Origin of the sequence: Thermoflexibacter ruber (assembly GCF_900113045.1) — a bacterium.
Lineage (GTDB): Bacteria > Bacteroidota > Bacteroidia > Cytophagales > Thermoflexibacteraceae > Thermoflexibacter > Thermoflexibacter ruber.
In genome coordinates this window covers 45,429-61,404 of record NZ_FONY01000010.1, presented here as the reverse complement: position 1 = coordinate 61,404, position 15,976 = coordinate 45,429, and the positions used below count along the sequence as shown (strand labels likewise).

At 38.5% G+C, this 15,976-nt stretch carries 12 protein-coding genes; 5 read left to right on the top strand and 7 right to left on the bottom strand.

All coding sequences use genetic code 11. From position 1 onward, the window contains the following. Positions 1–41: 41 nt before the first annotated feature. Positions 42–1,142, bottom strand: a complete 1,101-nt coding sequence (gene dprA / locus BM141_RS07230; RefSeq protein WP_091542502.1) for a DNA-processing protein DprA — start codon at positions 1,140–1,142, stop codon at positions 42–44. A 95-nt stretch (positions 1,143–1,237) separates the two neighbouring features. Beyond that, positions 1,238–2,161 carry a ribokinase gene (rbsK, locus tag BM141_RS07225; protein WP_091542500.1) on the bottom strand — a complete coding sequence of 308 codons (924 nt, stop codon included), beginning with the start codon at positions 2,159–2,161 and terminating at the stop codon, positions 1,238–1,240. Between the two features lie 118 nt (positions 2,162–2,279). On the opposite strand from rbsK, the gene hisB reads away from it, so the two are divergent. The 4 genes from hisB to BM141_RS07205 all read left to right on the top strand — a co-directional run bounded on the left by hisB (position 2,280) and on the right by BM141_RS07205 (position 9,974). Next, on the top strand, positions 2,280–3,392 hold the full coding sequence (hisB, locus tag BM141_RS07220) for a bifunctional histidinol-phosphatase/imidazoleglycerol-phosphate dehydratase HisB (RefSeq protein WP_091542497.1): 1,113 nt from the start codon (positions 2,280–2,282) through the stop codon (positions 3,390–3,392). A 77-nt stretch (positions 3,393–3,469) separates the two neighbouring features. Then, positions 3,470–4,840, top strand: a complete 1,371-nt coding sequence (locus BM141_RS07215) for a hypothetical protein (protein ID WP_091542495.1) — start codon at positions 3,470–3,472, stop codon at positions 4,838–4,840. Between the two features lie 284 nt (positions 4,841–5,124). Continuing rightward, entirely contained in the window at positions 5,125–8,514 is a 3,390-nt protein-coding gene (locus tag BM141_RS07210; protein ID WP_091542492.1) for a transglutaminase family protein, read from the top strand. A 29-nt stretch (positions 8,515–8,543) separates the two neighbouring features. Beyond that, on the top strand, positions 8,544–9,974 hold the full coding sequence (locus BM141_RS07205; protein ID WP_091542489.1) for an alpha-L-fucosidase: 1,431 nt from the start codon (positions 8,544–8,546) through the stop codon (positions 9,972–9,974). Between the two features lie 7 nt (positions 9,975–9,981). Here the strand turns inward: BM141_RS07205 and recN are convergent, their stop codons facing one another. Beyond that, on the bottom strand, positions 9,982–11,637 hold the full coding sequence (gene recN, locus BM141_RS07200) for a DNA repair protein RecN (protein WP_091542487.1): 1,656 nt from the start codon (positions 11,635–11,637) through the stop codon (positions 9,982–9,984). Positions 11,638–11,978: 341 nt separating this feature from the next. On the opposite strand from recN, the gene BM141_RS07195 reads away from it, so the two are divergent. Further along, positions 11,979–12,362: a nuclear transport factor 2 family protein gene (locus tag BM141_RS07195; protein ID WP_091542485.1), complete on the top strand. Its 384-nt coding sequence runs from the start codon at positions 11,979–11,981 to the stop codon at positions 12,360–12,362. A 25-nt stretch (positions 12,363–12,387) separates the two neighbouring features. On the opposite strand, the gene BM141_RS07190 is transcribed toward BM141_RS07195, so the two are convergent. The 4 genes from BM141_RS07190 to BM141_RS07175 all read right to left on the bottom strand — a co-directional run bounded on the left by BM141_RS07190 (position 12,388) and on the right by BM141_RS07175 (position 15,862). Further along, positions 12,388–14,043, bottom strand: a complete 1,656-nt coding sequence (locus tag BM141_RS07190; protein WP_091542482.1) for a mechanosensitive ion channel family protein — start codon at positions 14,041–14,043, stop codon at positions 12,388–12,390. Between the two features lie 315 nt (positions 14,044–14,358). Next, on the bottom strand, positions 14,359–14,598 hold the full coding sequence (locus BM141_RS07185; protein ID WP_091542479.1) for a DUF2798 domain-containing protein: 240 nt from the start codon (positions 14,596–14,598) through the stop codon (positions 14,359–14,361). A 2-nt stretch (positions 14,599–14,600) separates the two neighbouring features. After that, entirely contained in the window at positions 14,601–15,206 is a 606-nt protein-coding gene (locus BM141_RS07180) for a hypothetical protein (protein ID WP_091542477.1), read from the bottom strand. Between the two features lie 71 nt (positions 15,207–15,277). Continuing rightward, positions 15,278–15,862 carry a Crp/Fnr family transcriptional regulator gene (locus BM141_RS07175; RefSeq protein ID WP_091542474.1) on the bottom strand — a complete coding sequence of 195 codons (585 nt, stop codon included), beginning with the start codon at positions 15,860–15,862 and terminating at the stop codon, positions 15,278–15,280. Between the last annotated feature and the right edge of the window lie 114 nt (positions 15,863–15,976).

Sequence of the window (15,976 nt, the reverse complement as noted above, 5' to 3'; positions counted from 1 at the left end):
TAAAGAAAACAATCGTTCTATGACAATCAAAAAAATAAGTTTTATAGCAAAGCAAACTTTTTGCCCGGTAGGGCTTTGACTAAGTTTTTAAATTCCATATTGAGCAATACAGTAGCTACCTTGCTCACACCTAATTGAGATTGCCACCCCAACTCGTCCAAATGAAGCTCTTTATGCTTCATAAGCAAGTCATAAATAACCTGTTCCTCAGCATCTAAGTCTATCGTCAATTTTTTTACTACCCTATCTTTTTCTACTTCTCCCTCTTTCCAATTCATGAAAGTAATAATGTCCTCGGGAGAAGTCAAAATATTGGCTTTGTGTTCTTTAATTAAGTTATTACAACCTGCTGAGTATTTGTTGTAAATATTTCCTGCGACGGCAAATACCTCCCTATTGTACTGATTAGCTATCTCGGCAGTAATCAACGCTCCCCCCTTTGTACCAGCTTCCACTACAATAGTTGCATCTGCCAAACCCGCAATGATGCGATTGCGTTGTGGGAACTGACGCGGGTCAGGCTTGGTCTGCAAAGGGTATTCCGTCAATAAACCTCCTTCCAATATCATTTGTTCAGCAATGGATTTATGCACTGGTGGATAGATAAAATCTAAGCCACAAGCAAAAACAGCTATTGTTGGTAGGTTGTTTTGCAGGGAAGCCTTGTGTGCGGCGATGTCTATTCCATAAGCCAAACCACTTACTACCAAAGGATTACATTTTTTAATGGTATGAATGATGTCCTCCACTACTCTTTTACCATAATTTGTAGCCTGCCTCGTACCGACTATGCTGACGACTTTGCTATGATTTAAGCCTGCTTTTCCTCTGTAAAATAAGACCGTAGGAGCATCTTCTAACTGCTTGAGCCTCGTAGGATAGTCTTTATTCAAGTAAGATAATATGCTAACTCCTTCTTTTTCACATTTTAGTACCTCTTTTTCTGCTTTTTGTAGTGCTTCCTTGCCTTGCGAAATGATTTGGTCAGCCAGAATTTCACCGATATTAGGAATCCTTAAAAGTTTACTTTTGGGCATTTGGAAAACTTTTTCTGCTGAACCACAATAGCTAATAAGTTGCTTTGATAGACTACAACCGATACCTGAAATAAAAGTTAGTGCAAGTTGATGAGTAATAGACATAAATTAAAGTATATGTGGAAAATGTAGATAAATATAAGCACAAGTAAGTGTAAAAAATTAAGAATATATTGTGTTCATTTTTGAAAAGTAGCTTTTTACTGATTTTTTGCAAGTAATCCTTTTAAAAAATTCTCTATCTCACTTTTGCAAGGAGCAGATGGTTGCGCTCCTACTTTGGTAACTGAAAGGGCAGCGGCCGCATTGGCAAAGTGAACTGCCTCTATCAATGTCCTCTGCTCTGCTAAACTTACTGCCAGCGTCCCACAAAATACATCTCCTGCCGCAGTGGTATCTATCGCTTTTACTTGGGGGGCAGGTATCTGTCTTGCTGATTGACTATCAATAACATAGCAACCTTTTTCTCCTAAGGTAATAATGACCGTTTCTACTCCCAAAGAAAGTAGGTTTTCTCCTACTATTTTGATTTCTTCCTCAAATCTTATACCTGTAAGCATTTCCGCCTCTATTTCATTAGGTATCAAAATATCTACCTTGCTAAGCAAAGACTTGGGTAGCCTTTGAGCGGGGGCGGGATTTAGTAAGACTTTTTTTCCCATTTGCTTTGCCAAATCTATAGCATAGATGACAGTTGCTAAGGGGATTTCTAACTGCAAAAGCACAATATCAGCCTCTTCTAATACCTGCCTTGCTTGGTCGATATGCTGAGGGCTAAGTCTTTCATTTGCTCCTGAGGCAACAGCAATGCTATTAGTTCCTTTTTCATCAACCATAATCAAAGCAATTCCCGTAGCCACATTTTTCTCCTTGAATACAAAATCTGTATAAATACCCTCTTTTTGAAAGTGTTGGATTACCTCTGTACCAAAGGTATCGTCCCCCACACAGGAGATAAATGTTACCTGCCCTCCCATCCTACTCGCCGCTACAGCTTGATTTGCTCCTTTCCCGCCGTATGCTTGGGAAAATGTACCACCAATCACCGTTTCCCCTGCTTGGGGCAGGTGAGGTACTTGGGCTATCATGTCTATATTTGTACTCCCTATCACAACAATATTCATCTGATTATCAGTTTTTTACATAAACACAGGTTTTTTACTCTCTTGCTTTTTAAAAAGTTATCGTTAAAATTGCAAAACATTTGCAATAAAACCGAATTATCAAAGCATATTAAATACCATGAAAAAACGCATCTTGTTTATTGACCGAGACGGAACTATTATTACTGAGCCTCCTGACGAACAGATTGACTCCTTAGAAAAATTAGCTTTCCTTCCCAAAGTCATCACTTCTTTGCACAAAATTGCCAAAGAAACAGACTTTCTTCTGGTAATGGTTACAAACCAAGACGGATTAGGCACACCTTCTTTTCCAGAACACACTTTCATACCTGCCCATGAAAAAATGATGAATCTACTTACCAATGAGGGTATTAACTTTTACAAAGTACACATAGACCGCACTTTCGAACACGAAAAAGCACCTACTCGCAAGCCCCATACAGGCATGCTGACTGAGTACCTCGATGAAACGAAATATGATTTGAAAAACTCTTTTACTATTGGAGATAGACTTACAGATGTAACCTTAGCTGAAAACTTAGGAGCAAAAGGTATTTTGATAGGAAAAAAAGATGAGAGAGCTGTGCTTTGTACTTCTGACTGGGAAGAGATAACCCAATTCTTAATCCAACAAGATAGAAGGCATAAAGCAAGAACCGCACAGGTGCATCGCAAAACAAACGAAACGGATATTACCATTCATTTAGAATTAGACGGACAAGGCAAAGCAGATATTCAAACAGGCATTGGATTTTTTGACCATTTATTGGAGCAGATAGCTAAACACGCTCGCTGCAACCTGACTATCAAAGCCATAGGCGACTTGCACATAGACGAACATCATACTATTGAGGATACTGCTTTGGCATTAGGAGAGGCTTTCCGAAAGGCTTTGGGAGAAAAAAGAGGCATTTTTCGCTACGGGCATTTCACCTTGCCTATGGACGAGGCTCTTTCAGTCGTAGCCTTAGACTTTTCTGGAAGACCTTATCTGGTATGGAATGCTACCTTCCAAAGAGAAAAAGTAGGCAATATGCCTACGGAAATGTTCTTTCACTTTTTCAAATCTTTTTCAGATACAGCACTTTGCAATCTGAATATCCACATTGCAGGAAGTAACGAGCATCACAAAATCGAGGCTACCTTTAAGGCTTTTGCCAAGGCTGTCCGCATGGCTATCGCCAAAGAAGTAGGCAATGAGGAGATTCCAAGCACCAAAGGGGTATTATAACTTTTTTTGAATGTTAAGGTCAGAGTTGCTATTTACTTTACCTGCCTTTTGGCAATTCAATAGAAAAGAAAATACCTATGAAAAAATCACTTTTATTCTATCTTTTTAGCTTTTATCTCCTTGTGTCTGTTATTGCACCTTGCTTTGCAGGAGAGCCTATCAGCCTTATAGAGGCAGTCAAGCAAAAGTTAGCCTCAGTTAAGTCCACAGGAAAAGGAGGCTACAACGGCAAATGTTTAGACATCGAAGTTAAAAATATTTCTACTAAGCCTTTAGAAATAAAGATATTGGCGGGGACTATTTTTGACAATACAGAAGAATGGCAACAAGACTTAATGGTGGTAAAGGAGCAGGCAATAGCCCTACGTCCCCAACAAACAGATATAAAAAGTCTGCAAACGGTTTGTATCCAACCAAGTAATGGTTCTCCTGCCAAAGGAGTAAGTTTTTTACTCTGGAAAATGGCTGAAGGTCATTTGCTCAAATTGGCTCAGTTCATCAACGAGAAAAAATATTTTACCAGCACCGCTCAGTCTGCTGTATGGGCAGTAATTCGGGGTAATGGCTTAGAAAATATCTATGGGCAAGACAGCCTCATGGTCAGGGAATTGTGTAAAATAGTTAGCGAAGCTACGGGCAAACTGTGTAATGCAAAAAACTACGAGTCTCGTCCTCACCAAATTACCTCTATCAATACGAGTTTAGATGTTTTGATTCCTGATTATACCCAAAATGCTACGCTGACACTCTACACTCGCAATGGACAAGTTTTTGACCGTCATCTTAGCAATTTGGCTTTAACACCCGGATTTTATCGCTTCAAAATGGGAGTAAACCATACCTTGAACGATACCTCTACTTTCTATCTGCGCTTGGAAGAAGATGGTAAAATCATTAGTCAAAAAATTGTTACTAAAAATGACTCTGTATCAAGTTTGCAGAAAATGGAAGCTACTACTTTAACATATCATCTTGAAGATGACGTAGAAGCGCGGGTAGGTATTTATGATGAGGAAGATAAGCTATATATCTTGCTATCAGACAATAAGTTGCTCAAAAAAGGCTTTCATAAAACGGAATTATCAGGTACCAACCGAGAACTTCCTCTCCATAAAAACTACTTTTTAAAGGTCAAAGCAAAAGAAAAAACGGTTGCCCAGCAAAAAATTTTCTTAGACAAGTCCGAAGCCAAAAAATACGCACCAATTACTAAAAGAGGTACTTTCTCTTGTAAATTGGATAAGGATTTGGACAAGGCAAGACTTGCAGTGTATGATGAAAATGAGCAAATTATCTGGGTAGTTTTTAGTGATAGCAAACTGATGAGAGGACAAAAGCAATTTCCTTACGTATTCCAACATCAGCAAGGAGCAGATGCTACTTTTACTTTAAGACTAACAGATGAAAATGGGAATGTTATCGCCTCACAAAATGTGAAAGGAAAGTGAAACTGACGTTGTATGTTTTCTTAGTGCGGTAAATATTCTCAAACCTCTGAGATTGTGCAAAATCTCAGAGGTTATATTTTTTTACAAAGACATATTTGCATCACACCTTATGTTTTTTTTTCATACTCTTTCAACTTCTGAATATACATTTTTTGCTTTATATGGAAAGCATACTCAAACATTTGCTAAAATCATTATTTTACTTATCTTTGCTACCAACACACGCATAAAATCTATACAAAAACAGCAACTCATAACTCCTAACTCAAAACTAACTAACTATCATGTCTATCAAAATTGCTATCAATCACGACACCTATTATCGCTACGATAAGCCTGTTATCCTTTCCCCTCATGTGTTTCGTTTACGTCCTGCGGTGCATAGTCGCACCAAAATTTTAGGGTATTCCTTGAAAATCAAACCTGAAAAATACTTTATCAATTGGCAACAAGACCCTTTTGGCAATTTCTTGGCAAGGGTAGTTTTCCCTGAGCCTACTACCGAATTGGCTGTCAATGTAGAAGTAATTGCTGAACTTTCGGTTATCAATCCCTTTGATTTTTTCTTAGAAGAATACGCCAATGAGTTTCCTTTCCAATACGACAATCAACTAAAAAGAGAACTTACCCCATACTTAGAAGTAGCCGAGAACGGAACTCTGCTCAAAGAATGGCTCAAAGAAGTAGATACAAGCAAAAAAATCAGAACGGTAGATTTTTTAGTAGCTATCAACCAACGCCTGCATAGAGATATTAATTACACTATTCGCATGGAGGCTGGCGTGCAGACATGTGAGGAAACTTTGACCAAACGACTTGGCTCTTGTCGGGATTCTGCATGGCTTTTAGTGCAGATTTTGAGGCACTTGGGCTTAGCGGCACGCTTTGTTTCAGGCTATTTGGTACAGCTTACTGCGGATATAAAATCCTTAGACGGTCCTTCAGGTCCTGAGCAGGATTTTACAGACTTACACGCATGGGTAGAAGTATATATCCCAGGCGCAGGGTGGATAGGACTTGACCCTACTTCTGGGCTTTTTGCCAGCGAAGGACATATCCCGCTCGCTTGTACCCCTGACTATGTAAGTGCTGCCCCTGTAACAGGCTATTTGATGACCGCTTGCAAAACAGAAGAATTTAAGTTTGCAAACATAGTAAAGCGAATCCATGAAGACCCAAGAGTTACTAAACCTTATACAGAGGAACAGTGGCAAAAAATCTTGGCATTGGGCTACCAAGTAGATGAGGACTTAATGAATGGCGATGTACGCCTTACTATGGGAGGTGAACCTACTTTTGTTTCTATTGATGACATGGAATCTGCCCAATGGAATACCAAAGCAGACGGCGAACATAAGCGAAAATTGGCAGGAGATTTATTGCTCAGACTAAGAGATACTTTTGGAAAAAATGGCTTGTTGCACTACAGCCAAGGCAAGTGGTATCCCGGCGAACCCGTCCCCCGATGGCAGTTGGGGCTTTTTTGGCGAAAAGATGGGCTGCCTATTTGGCGAAATGACGCTTGGACTGCCAAAGACGGCATAGATTATGGCTACACCCAAGAAGATGCCAAGAAATTTTTAACACACCTTTGTAAATTTTTGAATGTGAATCCATTGCATATTATTGCTGCTTATGAAGATGCCTTACACTATATTTTAGAAGAACAAAAATTACCTATCAATGTAAATCCTTTGGAATATGACCTCAAAGACAGTTGGCAACGCCAAAATATAGCAAACGTCTTGCAAGGTGGTTTAAACAATCCTGTAGGCTATGTATTGCCTTTGAAATGGAATGATTGGGACGGAAGATGGCAAACTTGCTTGTGGGAATTTAGGCGAGGGAATCTATTTTTAATTGCCGGAAATTCTCCGATTGGTTTGCGTATGCCTTTGAACTCCCTACCCTATCTGTCGCCAGAAAAGCGAGAAATCATGCCTGAAAACGACCTTTTTGCTGAGAAGGAAGTTTTAGAAAACTATGTGGAAAAGTATGAAAGGAACAGTGAGTTGTCTAAGGGTACGCAAGCAAGGGTAGGGGAAAATAACCCAAAACTTAAAACTTATAACTCTCAACTCATTGACACCATTAGAACTGCAATTTGTGCAGAAGTTAGGGAAGGACGTTTGCACATTTTCATGCCTCCTTTTTCGTATTTAGAGCAATATTTAGACTTGATTGCGGCAGTAGAAAAAACAGCCAGCGAACTCAAAATGCCTGTACGCATTGAGGGTTATGAACCGCCTAAAGACTGGCGCATAGAAAACCTGAAAGTTACCCCTGACCCTGGCGTCATAGAAGTAAACATTCACCCCTCGAGTTCTTGGGCGGAGTTAGTGAAAAATACGGAATTGCTTTATGAGCAAGCTCGCTATGCCCGATTAGGCACTGAAAAGTTTATGATTGACGGAAGGCATACAGGTACGGGAGGCGGTAATCATGTAACAATTGGCGGAAAAACGCCTTCGGACAGCCCTGTCCTTCGTCGCCCTGATTTACTGCGTAGTTTGCTTACCTATTGGCAGCACCACCCCTGTTTGTCTTATCTATTTTCAAGTGCCTTTGTAGGTCCTACCAGCCAAGCTCCGCGCATAGACGAGGGACGCATGGAAAATTTGTATGAATTAGAAATTGCTTTTAGTCAAATTCCTGAAAATAGGGAAGTTCCTTTCTGGCTCACTGACAGGCTTTTTCGTCATCTTTTAACCGATATTACAGGTAATACGCATAGGGCAGAGTTTTGCATTGATAAGTTGTACTCACCTGATTCTGCTTCGGGAAGATTGGGCATTGTGGAGTTCAGAGGTTTTGATATGCCCCCACATTACCGCATGAGTTTAGTACAGATGCTCCTAATAAGAGCCTTAATTGCCCACTTTTGGGAAAAACCGTATAAGCACAAATTGGTGCGTTGGGGGACAGAGCTATACGACAAGTTCATGCTTCCTCATTACAATTTTACAGACATGAAAGAGGTCGTAGAAGACTTACAAAGAGCAGGTTACGGCTTTGATATTTCTTGGTTTGATGCTTTCTTTGAGTTTCGTTTTCCCCATTATGGTACAGTACAGATTGGTGACATTTCTATAGAACTGCGCATGGCAATAGAGCCTTGGCATGTACTTGGTGAGGAAGCAACAAGTCAAGGAACTGCCCGCTATGTGGATTCTTCAGTAGAACGTATCCAATTGAAAATCAATGGTTTGACAGATAGTCGTTACATATTAGTTTGCAACAGGAGAGGCGTTCCATTGAAAAGCACAGGAGTTCATGGGGAGTATGTAGCAGGCGTAAGATACAAGGCATGGCAACCTTGGTCAGCCTTGCACCCTACTATTCCTGTGCAGTCGCCTTTGGTATTTGATATTTATGATACATGGAATAAGCGTTCCATTGGTGGCTGTACCTATTTTGTATCGCATCCCGGGGGCAGAAGTTATGACGTTTTCCCTGTCAATTCCTACGAGGCAGAGTCAAGAAGAATCAGTCGTTTTTGGAACTACAACTATGAGCAGTACCAAGAACCCATCTATGCGCCACAAGCCACAGGCAGTAGCATAGGCAGAGTGGAAGCCAAAGGCATAGACTTACAGCCCAAGTTTGTACCTACTGACCCTAAAGATGAAATCAATCCAGAGTATCCTTATACGCTGGATTTGAGAAAGGTGTAAAATCATTAGACCAATAATCAAAATAAAATATGAAAAGAACCTCACTTATTTTTTCTTTCCTTTTTTTACTTTTTGCTTGCAAAGACAAGGAAGCTATGCCGCCTACTCCTTTTGGAGCAGTACCCTCTCAGCGCCAGTTAGCTTGGCATGACTTGGAATACTATGCTTTTGTGCATTTTAATATGAATACTTTTACCAATGAAGAATGGGGACATGGTACTGAAAATCCTAATACATTCAATCCTACTCAGTTAGATTGTGAGCAATGGGCAAGAATCTGCAAACAAGCAGGCATGAAAGGCATTATCCTAACCGTAAAACACCATGATGGATTTTGCTTATTCCCAAGCAAATACACTGAACATTCTGTAAAAAATAGCACTTGGAAAAATGGGCAAGGAGATGTGGTCAAGGAACTTTCTGAAGCCTGTAAGAAATATGGCTTAAAGATGGGCGTTTATCTTTCGCCTTGGGACAGGAATCACCCCACTTACGGCACTCCTGAGTACAATGAGGTTTTCAAAAACACACTCAAAGAAGTCCTTACAAGCTACGGCGATATTTTCGAGGTTTGGTTTGATGGGGCAAACGGCGAAGGACCTAATGGCAAAAAGCAAGAATATGACTGGAAAGGTTTTATAGAGGTAGTAAGAACCTATCAGCCCAATGCTTGTATTTTTAGTGATGGAGGTCCCGATGTACGCTGGGTAGGCAACGAAAATGGTTTTGCCAATCCTACTAATTGGGGAACACTCAACGGAGATAAAGTGTATCCGGGATACCCTCAGTACAAAGAACTGACCTCTGGACACGAAGACGGTACACACTGGATTCCTGCGGAGTGCGATGTTTCTATACGCCCGGGTTGGTACTATCATGCTGACCAAGACGATAAAGTCAAAACGCTCCCCCAATTAGTAGAAATCTACTTCAGCTCTGTGGGAAGGAATGCCAATCTTTTACTCAATCTACCGGTGGATAGACGAGGCTTAGTGCATGAAAACGATTCTATTGCTCTGGTGAAGTTAAGAAAATACTTAGATGAATCTTTTGCCAATAACTTAGCCAAAGGCACATCTGTCATTGCAAGTGCTTACAGAGCAAATGATGATAACTTTGACGGCAATAAGGTTACGGATGGCGACCCAAAAACTTATTGGGCTACTGATGACCAAGTTACCACTGGAAGTTTAGAAATAGATTTACAAAAAGAAAAACCAATCAATACGCTTGTGATACAAGAATTTATAACCTTAGGACAGCGTGTAAAGTCTTTTTCTATCGAAGTATGGAAAAATAATGCTTGGGAAAAAGTAGCCCAAGAAACAACTATCGGTAACAAACGCATAGTCAATCTCCCTGACATTAGTACCTCAAAAATAAAAATCAACATCTTGGAATCCAAAGCTTGTCCTTTGATTTCCAATGTGGAATTATACAAAATCTCAGAGGCGAAGTAGATACTGCTTAGTACAAAGATAAAAGTTCCTTAGCACTTTGCAAAGCTGTAGGGCTGGGATTCGCTCCGCCTATCATCTGAGCAATCTCTACTAATCTTTCCTGTTCGTTGAGTTTTTTAATTTTGCTAATGGCTCTTTCTGAGCTATCATCTTTGTAAACAAAATAATGACAATCTCCATTCGCTGCAGTTTGTGGCAAGTGGCTAATCACGATAAGTTGATGCCTTTTTGCCATTTCTTTCATCATTTTACTTACTTTGATAGCGATTTCTCCAGAGATGCCTGTATCTATTTCATCAAAAATAATAGTAGGTAAGGCGGTTTTTCCTGCTAAAATGTATTTGATACACAACATCAAGCGAGAAAATTCCCCGCCAGAAGCTACATTTTTCAAGGTATCAGGCTTTACTCCTTTATTGGCACTGAAAAGAAAACTTACTTGGTTTGCGCCTGAGGGTTGTGGGGCAGTATCAGCAAGTTGTATAGAGAGGTGAGCATTAGGCATTCCCAATTCTTTGAGTAGATTGTCGACTTCTTGTTCTATCTTTTCTATCACTTCCTTGCGCGAACTGCTCAAAATTTCCGCTATTTCCAACAAAGTTTGATAGGCTTGGTCTTTTTGTTGGCGTAGTTTTTCTATATCTTCATCTAAATTCAGCACTCTGTTTACCTTTTCTGTTAGCTCATTTCGAAGTCCTATCAGTTCTTCTACAGAAGTTTTGTAATGCTTTTTTTGAAGGGAATAAATAAGATTAAGAGTTTCTTTGATTTGTACAATTCTCTCCTCGTCTAAAAAGGTCTTTTCTTCCTCTCTTTCTATTTCTCCAATGATGTCTTTTAACTCAATAAACAGGCTATTTGCTCTCTCTGAAAGCTGTTGGAAACGAGGTGCATAGTTTTCTAATTGACGCAGTTCTACGAGGGCAGAGCGCAAAATACTCTCTGCTCCTTGCTCATCATTGGTAAGAAAAGAAAGCACCAAATTGAGTTTGGTTTTGATAGCTTCTGCATTTTCAAGAACTTCCAACTCCTGCTCTAACTCTGTTTGATTGATTAGGTCTAACTTGATTTTGTTTAACTCCTCCAAAAGGAATACATTGTAGTCCTGCTCTTTGCGAGCTTGTTCTGCTTCGGCAAGCAGTTTTTTGTATGCACTTTCTGCTTTGGTATAGGCTTGATAGGCTTGATAGTAAGTTTCTCTATAATTCTGATTTTGAGCATAATTATCTACAATAGCCAGTTGGAACTCATTAGAACCTAACTGAAGCGTATCGTGCTGTGAGTGAATATCCATCAGGCGAGAAGTTACCAACTCTAAGACTTCTAAGTTCACAGGGGTATCATTAATAAAAGCACGAGATTTGCCATTGGGGCTGATTTCCCTCCTGATGCTACATTCCTCAGAAAAATCCAAGTCTGCTTCCTTGAAAACAGATTGGAGTTTATAAGCCCCAATTTGGAAGTCTCCCTCAATTACGCATTTTTCTTCTTCATCAAAAAGTACACGTACATCGGCTCTATTGCCAAGTAGCAAGCCAATCGCTCCCAGCATGATAGATTTTCCTGCCCCTGTTTCACCTGTAATGATGTTGAGTTTGGCTGAGGGATTAATTTCCAACTCCTTAATTAAAGCATAGTTCTTAATGAATAAACGAGTGAGCATAAGCTATGATTCTGCGTTATTTTCCGCTTACAAAACTATGATAAAATCGCTGTACTTTTATCAAATCTGTTTTTTTTGTGGTCAAAATAATTTGAGATGCCTAAGTCCCCTAATGAATAGCTTGTATATCAAGCATACAAGTAAATTCTATGAGGAATTTTGAACCTTTAATTGAAAAATAATCATGATATTTGAGAAAATTGTAAGTAGTTATGCATTATATAAGTTATGAATTAACACAAAATACTAATAATCAACGCTTTAATGAATATTTATAAATTAATTTTGCGGGGCTATTTACAAGAAAAAATTTTGCAAAAACTTATACAATGATACGCTAAATGACCACACAAGAAAAAGAAAAACAAATCAGGAAGTACATAGATGCTTATAACCACTTTGATATTGCTGGAATGTTAGCCAACTTGCACGAGGAGATTCACTTTAAGAATATTTCTAATGGAGAGCTTACCCTTGAAACCAAAGGAAAAGACACTTTCAAAGTTCAAGCAGAACAAGCAAAAAGATTTTTTATAGAAAGAGAGCAGCAAATAAAACAACTTGTTAACGAAGAGGATAAAGTTGAGGTGATGATAGATTACAAGGGCAAATTGGCGGTAGACTTACCTAATGGTATGAAGGCTGGCGATTGGCTTTTACTCCAAGGCAAGTCTATCTTTTACTTTGCAGAAGGAAAAATCATTGGAATAGAAGATGTAAGTTGAGGTAAGAATTGATTACAGAAACAATTTACTCATTCGCTTCCACTTTCTCCTCATATTGTTTCAAAAACTCTTGGATTTTGGCTTGGTAAGCCTCTTTACTTAGCTTGGTATTGTCTATCATAGAGCCTTGCCCTACCATGCTTTCTATGTGTATAGTAGAAGTAGGAAAAGCAAATCTAACCCCTAAGAAATCAGCTAAGTGTATGACTTTTAGCAAAATTTCCTGTCGCCAAGCAAACTCTTGGGAAACTTCTGGAGTAAGAAAATGAATAATTAAAAGAATATCCAAAGAAGAAGCGGCAAAATCGTGTAAAAAGACCATGAAATTTTCTTTATTGGTATATGGGTGTGCCTTGACGATTTCTCTGATACCCTCTATATAGGCTTCTATCAAAGTGGGAGGAGTATCATAAGTAATGGAAATGCGAGTTCGGTAGCGAATCATTTCTCTAATACCCATATTGTCTATTTTCATATCTGTAATTTTGGCATTAGAAACAGTAATCACAGAATTATAAAAAGTGCGAATACGGGTAGAGCGAAAACCTATCTCCTCCACTTTACCTTCTATTCCGTCAGTAACTATCCAATCACCAATCTTGAATGGCTTATCCAAGAGAATCATCATAGAGCCAAATACGTTCTTAAGCGTATCCTGTGCCGCCAAAGCTACTGCCAAACCGCCTAAGGACAAACCTGCGATAATACCTGTAATATTCCACCCAATAGTTTCTGTAAAAGCCCAAACACCAAAAATGACGACTAAAATTCTCAATGTTTTTCTAAGCAAGGCGTTAAATTGGAGATTGAGCGTGTTATTGGGTCTTTGCGACCAAGCGTCCAAATAAAAGCCTAAAATATTGACCGCTTTGTAAGCAACATAAGTAAGAAATACGATTTGGGCAATGTCAAAAAAATGTTGAATGAAATAAGAATACTCTAAGGGCAGTTGCAAAGCTCTTACTAAAATACGCAAAAAGGTAATTAAAAAAGCCAGACTCAGAGGGCGAGCAATCTGAACAAGGTAAGAAACAAAAACCTCTCCTTTGTCTTTTTGTCTAAAAACTTTTGCCAAGACAAACTCCACAAAAAACTGAATAATTTTAAATAAGAAAAAGCTGATAATCAACAACACAGCAATTCCTATGTACTGATAAAAGGTCAGTCCTAAGTATTTTTCGCCTGCTTCTATGCTTACTCCTAAATATTTTTCTATCTGCAAGGGAAAAACTGTTTGGTACATAAGGGGAATATTCTCCACGGTTTCCTTAGAATAATACCAATTGCCATTGATTTTTTCCAAGTAAATATCTACACCTAACCTACTGACCACAGTATAAACATTTTTGCGTCCCTGAGTAGTGTCCATATAATTAGGGTTGTCAGGAATGTCCTCAAAAACAATGTATTCGCCTAAACCTTCATAAATTTCTTTGAGCAATACTGCTCTGTGTTGGAGGTCTTTGCGGGCTTGCTTGCTTAAGTTTGGGTTGTTAAGCGCATAAGAGGAATAAAGTGCATATCGCCAAGCATTACTTTTAGTTTGGTACTCTTCAGAAAGATACTTGAGGTGAGTTTCTATAGTTTGACGCGGGGAACGCAAACTCCACTGAGCCGCAACATGGTTGGTGAGTAATAGACTACATATAATACAAAAAAGTGATAAAGTTTTTATCTTCATGCCAATTCACTGATTAGGTTAAGCATATTTGTCAAAAGCAAAAATAAGAACTTTATCTTAAAGATTGAAGAACTTTGTCCATTTGATATAGACAAATTACGGATTTAACCCATGAAAGACCGTACTTGCGTTCTGTGGTATATAAGGCAGTAGGTAAGAGATAGGTTTGCCATCTGCCTATAAGCCAAGTTCTTCGTGCCGAGTTCGAGGGGGTAGTCGGATTACAAATCCTCAATAAAGAATGTCCACCTTGCAAATGCAGGCTAATAGGGAAATCCCTGCTGTCAGTGAATAAACGCCAGCAGGGATATGTCTTTATTTTTTAGCGTACTTGGCAAATAGCCAATCTACCAATTTTCTTACCAAAGGACCTGTAATAAGAACAAAAGGTAAAACAGTAAAATAGGCTTTGGGGATTAGAAGCATCCAGTTATTTACAAAATTTTCAGTTCCAAAACCTTGTCGCAAAACAGTACCTAAAAATGATACATAAGCAGAGGTCAAGAAACTAATGATTATCCCAAATGTGGCTAATTTTTTTAATTCTTGGCTCATAGTTACTCCATGATGTCTGTTAAGTTTTTATGTTTCATTTTTAGCAATCTACTTAGCGAAATAAAATGCGTAAAACCTGATAATGGTACCCCGAAAAGAGGAATCATTATCAAAGGTAATTGGATGATAGGACTCATGCCGTCATCTCCTAAAATAGTCAATGTGATGCCTGTGCCGACAGCCAAAACAAAGTCTAACAAGCCAATAATATTAAATATGTAGTAGTTTAGTTTGGTATGCCCAAGAGCAAAAACAGCAAGACCCAAAAAGCCAGAGATAATATCACCATAAGAAGCATTATTGATAAAGGTTTCGGAGAGTACCCCACTAAAAGAAAGAAATACCCAACCTGCGAAAATTCTCCAAGCATGAAATAATGCTATTGCTTTCAAAGGAATAGCATTACAGAATTCATGGAATGTATGATTGTTTTGATAAACAACGATGAGTATTATTAAGATACTAACTACCACTCCTCCAAATATAGGTCTGGGGATCGATGCGAAAAAGCCATAATAACCCAATAAAAAACTGGCAATGCCCCAAAAAACAACTATAAGGGTGATTCTTCTTTCTACATTGTTTTTCTGAAAAGCTATTGTTTGCATAAACTTTTAAATTTTAGTTTATACAAATTTCTTAGGTTATCAAGAAAAACTACTTGACAAATGACAAGAAATTACTTTCGCAAAAAATCTTTTCGCAGGCGGCTTAGGGAACTATCCGTAATGCCTAAGTAAGAGGCAATGTATTTGAGAGGCACGTATTGGAGTATATCTGGACTTTCGCTCAATAGTTTTTCATAGCGTTGTTCTGCTTTTTCAGTTATCATTGAGATAGTTCTTTCTTTGAATGAAATAAAACCTTTTACTAAAACAGCCCTACCAAACTCTCTAAATTCTGGCAAAGAGTGAAAAAGTTTTTGAAAACTCTCATATTTCCCTCCCCAAGCGGTACATTCAGTAATAGTCTCGATATTTTCTTTTGAGGGTTTTCGTTGAAAATAGGAAGCTACTTCAAAAACCATTTGATTAGGCTTAAAAATATTAGTAGTTACTTCATTACCCTCTGTATCAAGAACATAAGAACGCATATAGCCACTTTCAAGGTATAAATAATCAGAGTTTATTTTTCCTTCTTTTAGCATCAAGGTATGTTTTGTATAAGTAATCCTTTCAAAATTATCTGCGATGAGTGCAGCAGCATAATCTGAAATAGGATAGGTATTTTTGATGAATTGTATGAGCAGGTGATTATTTTTCATTCTATGAGTTATTTTATTGCCAATAACACCAAATCAGGCTGATAAATTCATGTTTATCAGCCTGATATTTTGCTATTGTTATATCAGTCTTTTTATCTCTTTGTCAATAGAAAA

Coding starts and splice junctions, on each gene's coding strand:
- BM141_RS07195 (WP_091542485.1), top strand. CDS start 11,979: ATGACCACACAAGAAAAAGAAAAACAAATCAGGAAGTACATAGATGCT.
- BM141_RS07190 (WP_091542482.1), bottom strand. CDS start 14,043: ATGAAGATAAAAACTTTATCACTTTTTTGTATTATATGTAGTCTATTA.
- BM141_RS07185 (WP_091542479.1), bottom strand. CDS start 14,598: ATGAGCCAAGAATTAAAAAAATTAGCCACATTTGGGATAATCATTAGT.
- rbsK (WP_091542500.1), bottom strand. CDS start 2,161: ATGAATATTGTTGTGATAGGGAGTACAAATATAGACATGATAGCCCAA.
- recN (WP_091542487.1), bottom strand. CDS start 11,637: ATGCTCACTCGTTTATTCATTAAGAACTATGCTTTAATTAAGGAGTTG.
- BM141_RS07175 (WP_091542474.1), bottom strand. CDS start 15,862: ATGAAAAATAATCACCTGCTCATACAATTCATCAAAAATACCTATCCT.
- BM141_RS07180 (WP_091542477.1), bottom strand. CDS start 15,206: ATGCAAACAATAGCTTTTCAGAAAAACAATGTAGAAAGAAGAATCACC.
- BM141_RS07215 (WP_091542495.1), top strand. CDS start 3,470: ATGAAAAAATCACTTTTATTCTATCTTTTTAGCTTTTATCTCCTTGTG.
- hisB (WP_091542497.1), top strand. CDS start 2,280: ATGAAAAAACGCATCTTGTTTATTGACCGAGACGGAACTATTATTACT.
- BM141_RS07210 (WP_091542492.1), top strand. CDS start 5,125: ATGTCTATCAAAATTGCTATCAATCACGACACCTATTATCGCTACGAT.
- dprA (WP_091542502.1), bottom strand. CDS start 1,142: ATGTCTATTACTCATCAACTTGCACTAACTTTTATTTCAGGTATCGGT.
- BM141_RS07205 (WP_091542489.1), top strand. CDS start 8,544: ATGAAAAGAACCTCACTTATTTTTTCTTTCCTTTTTTTACTTTTTGCT.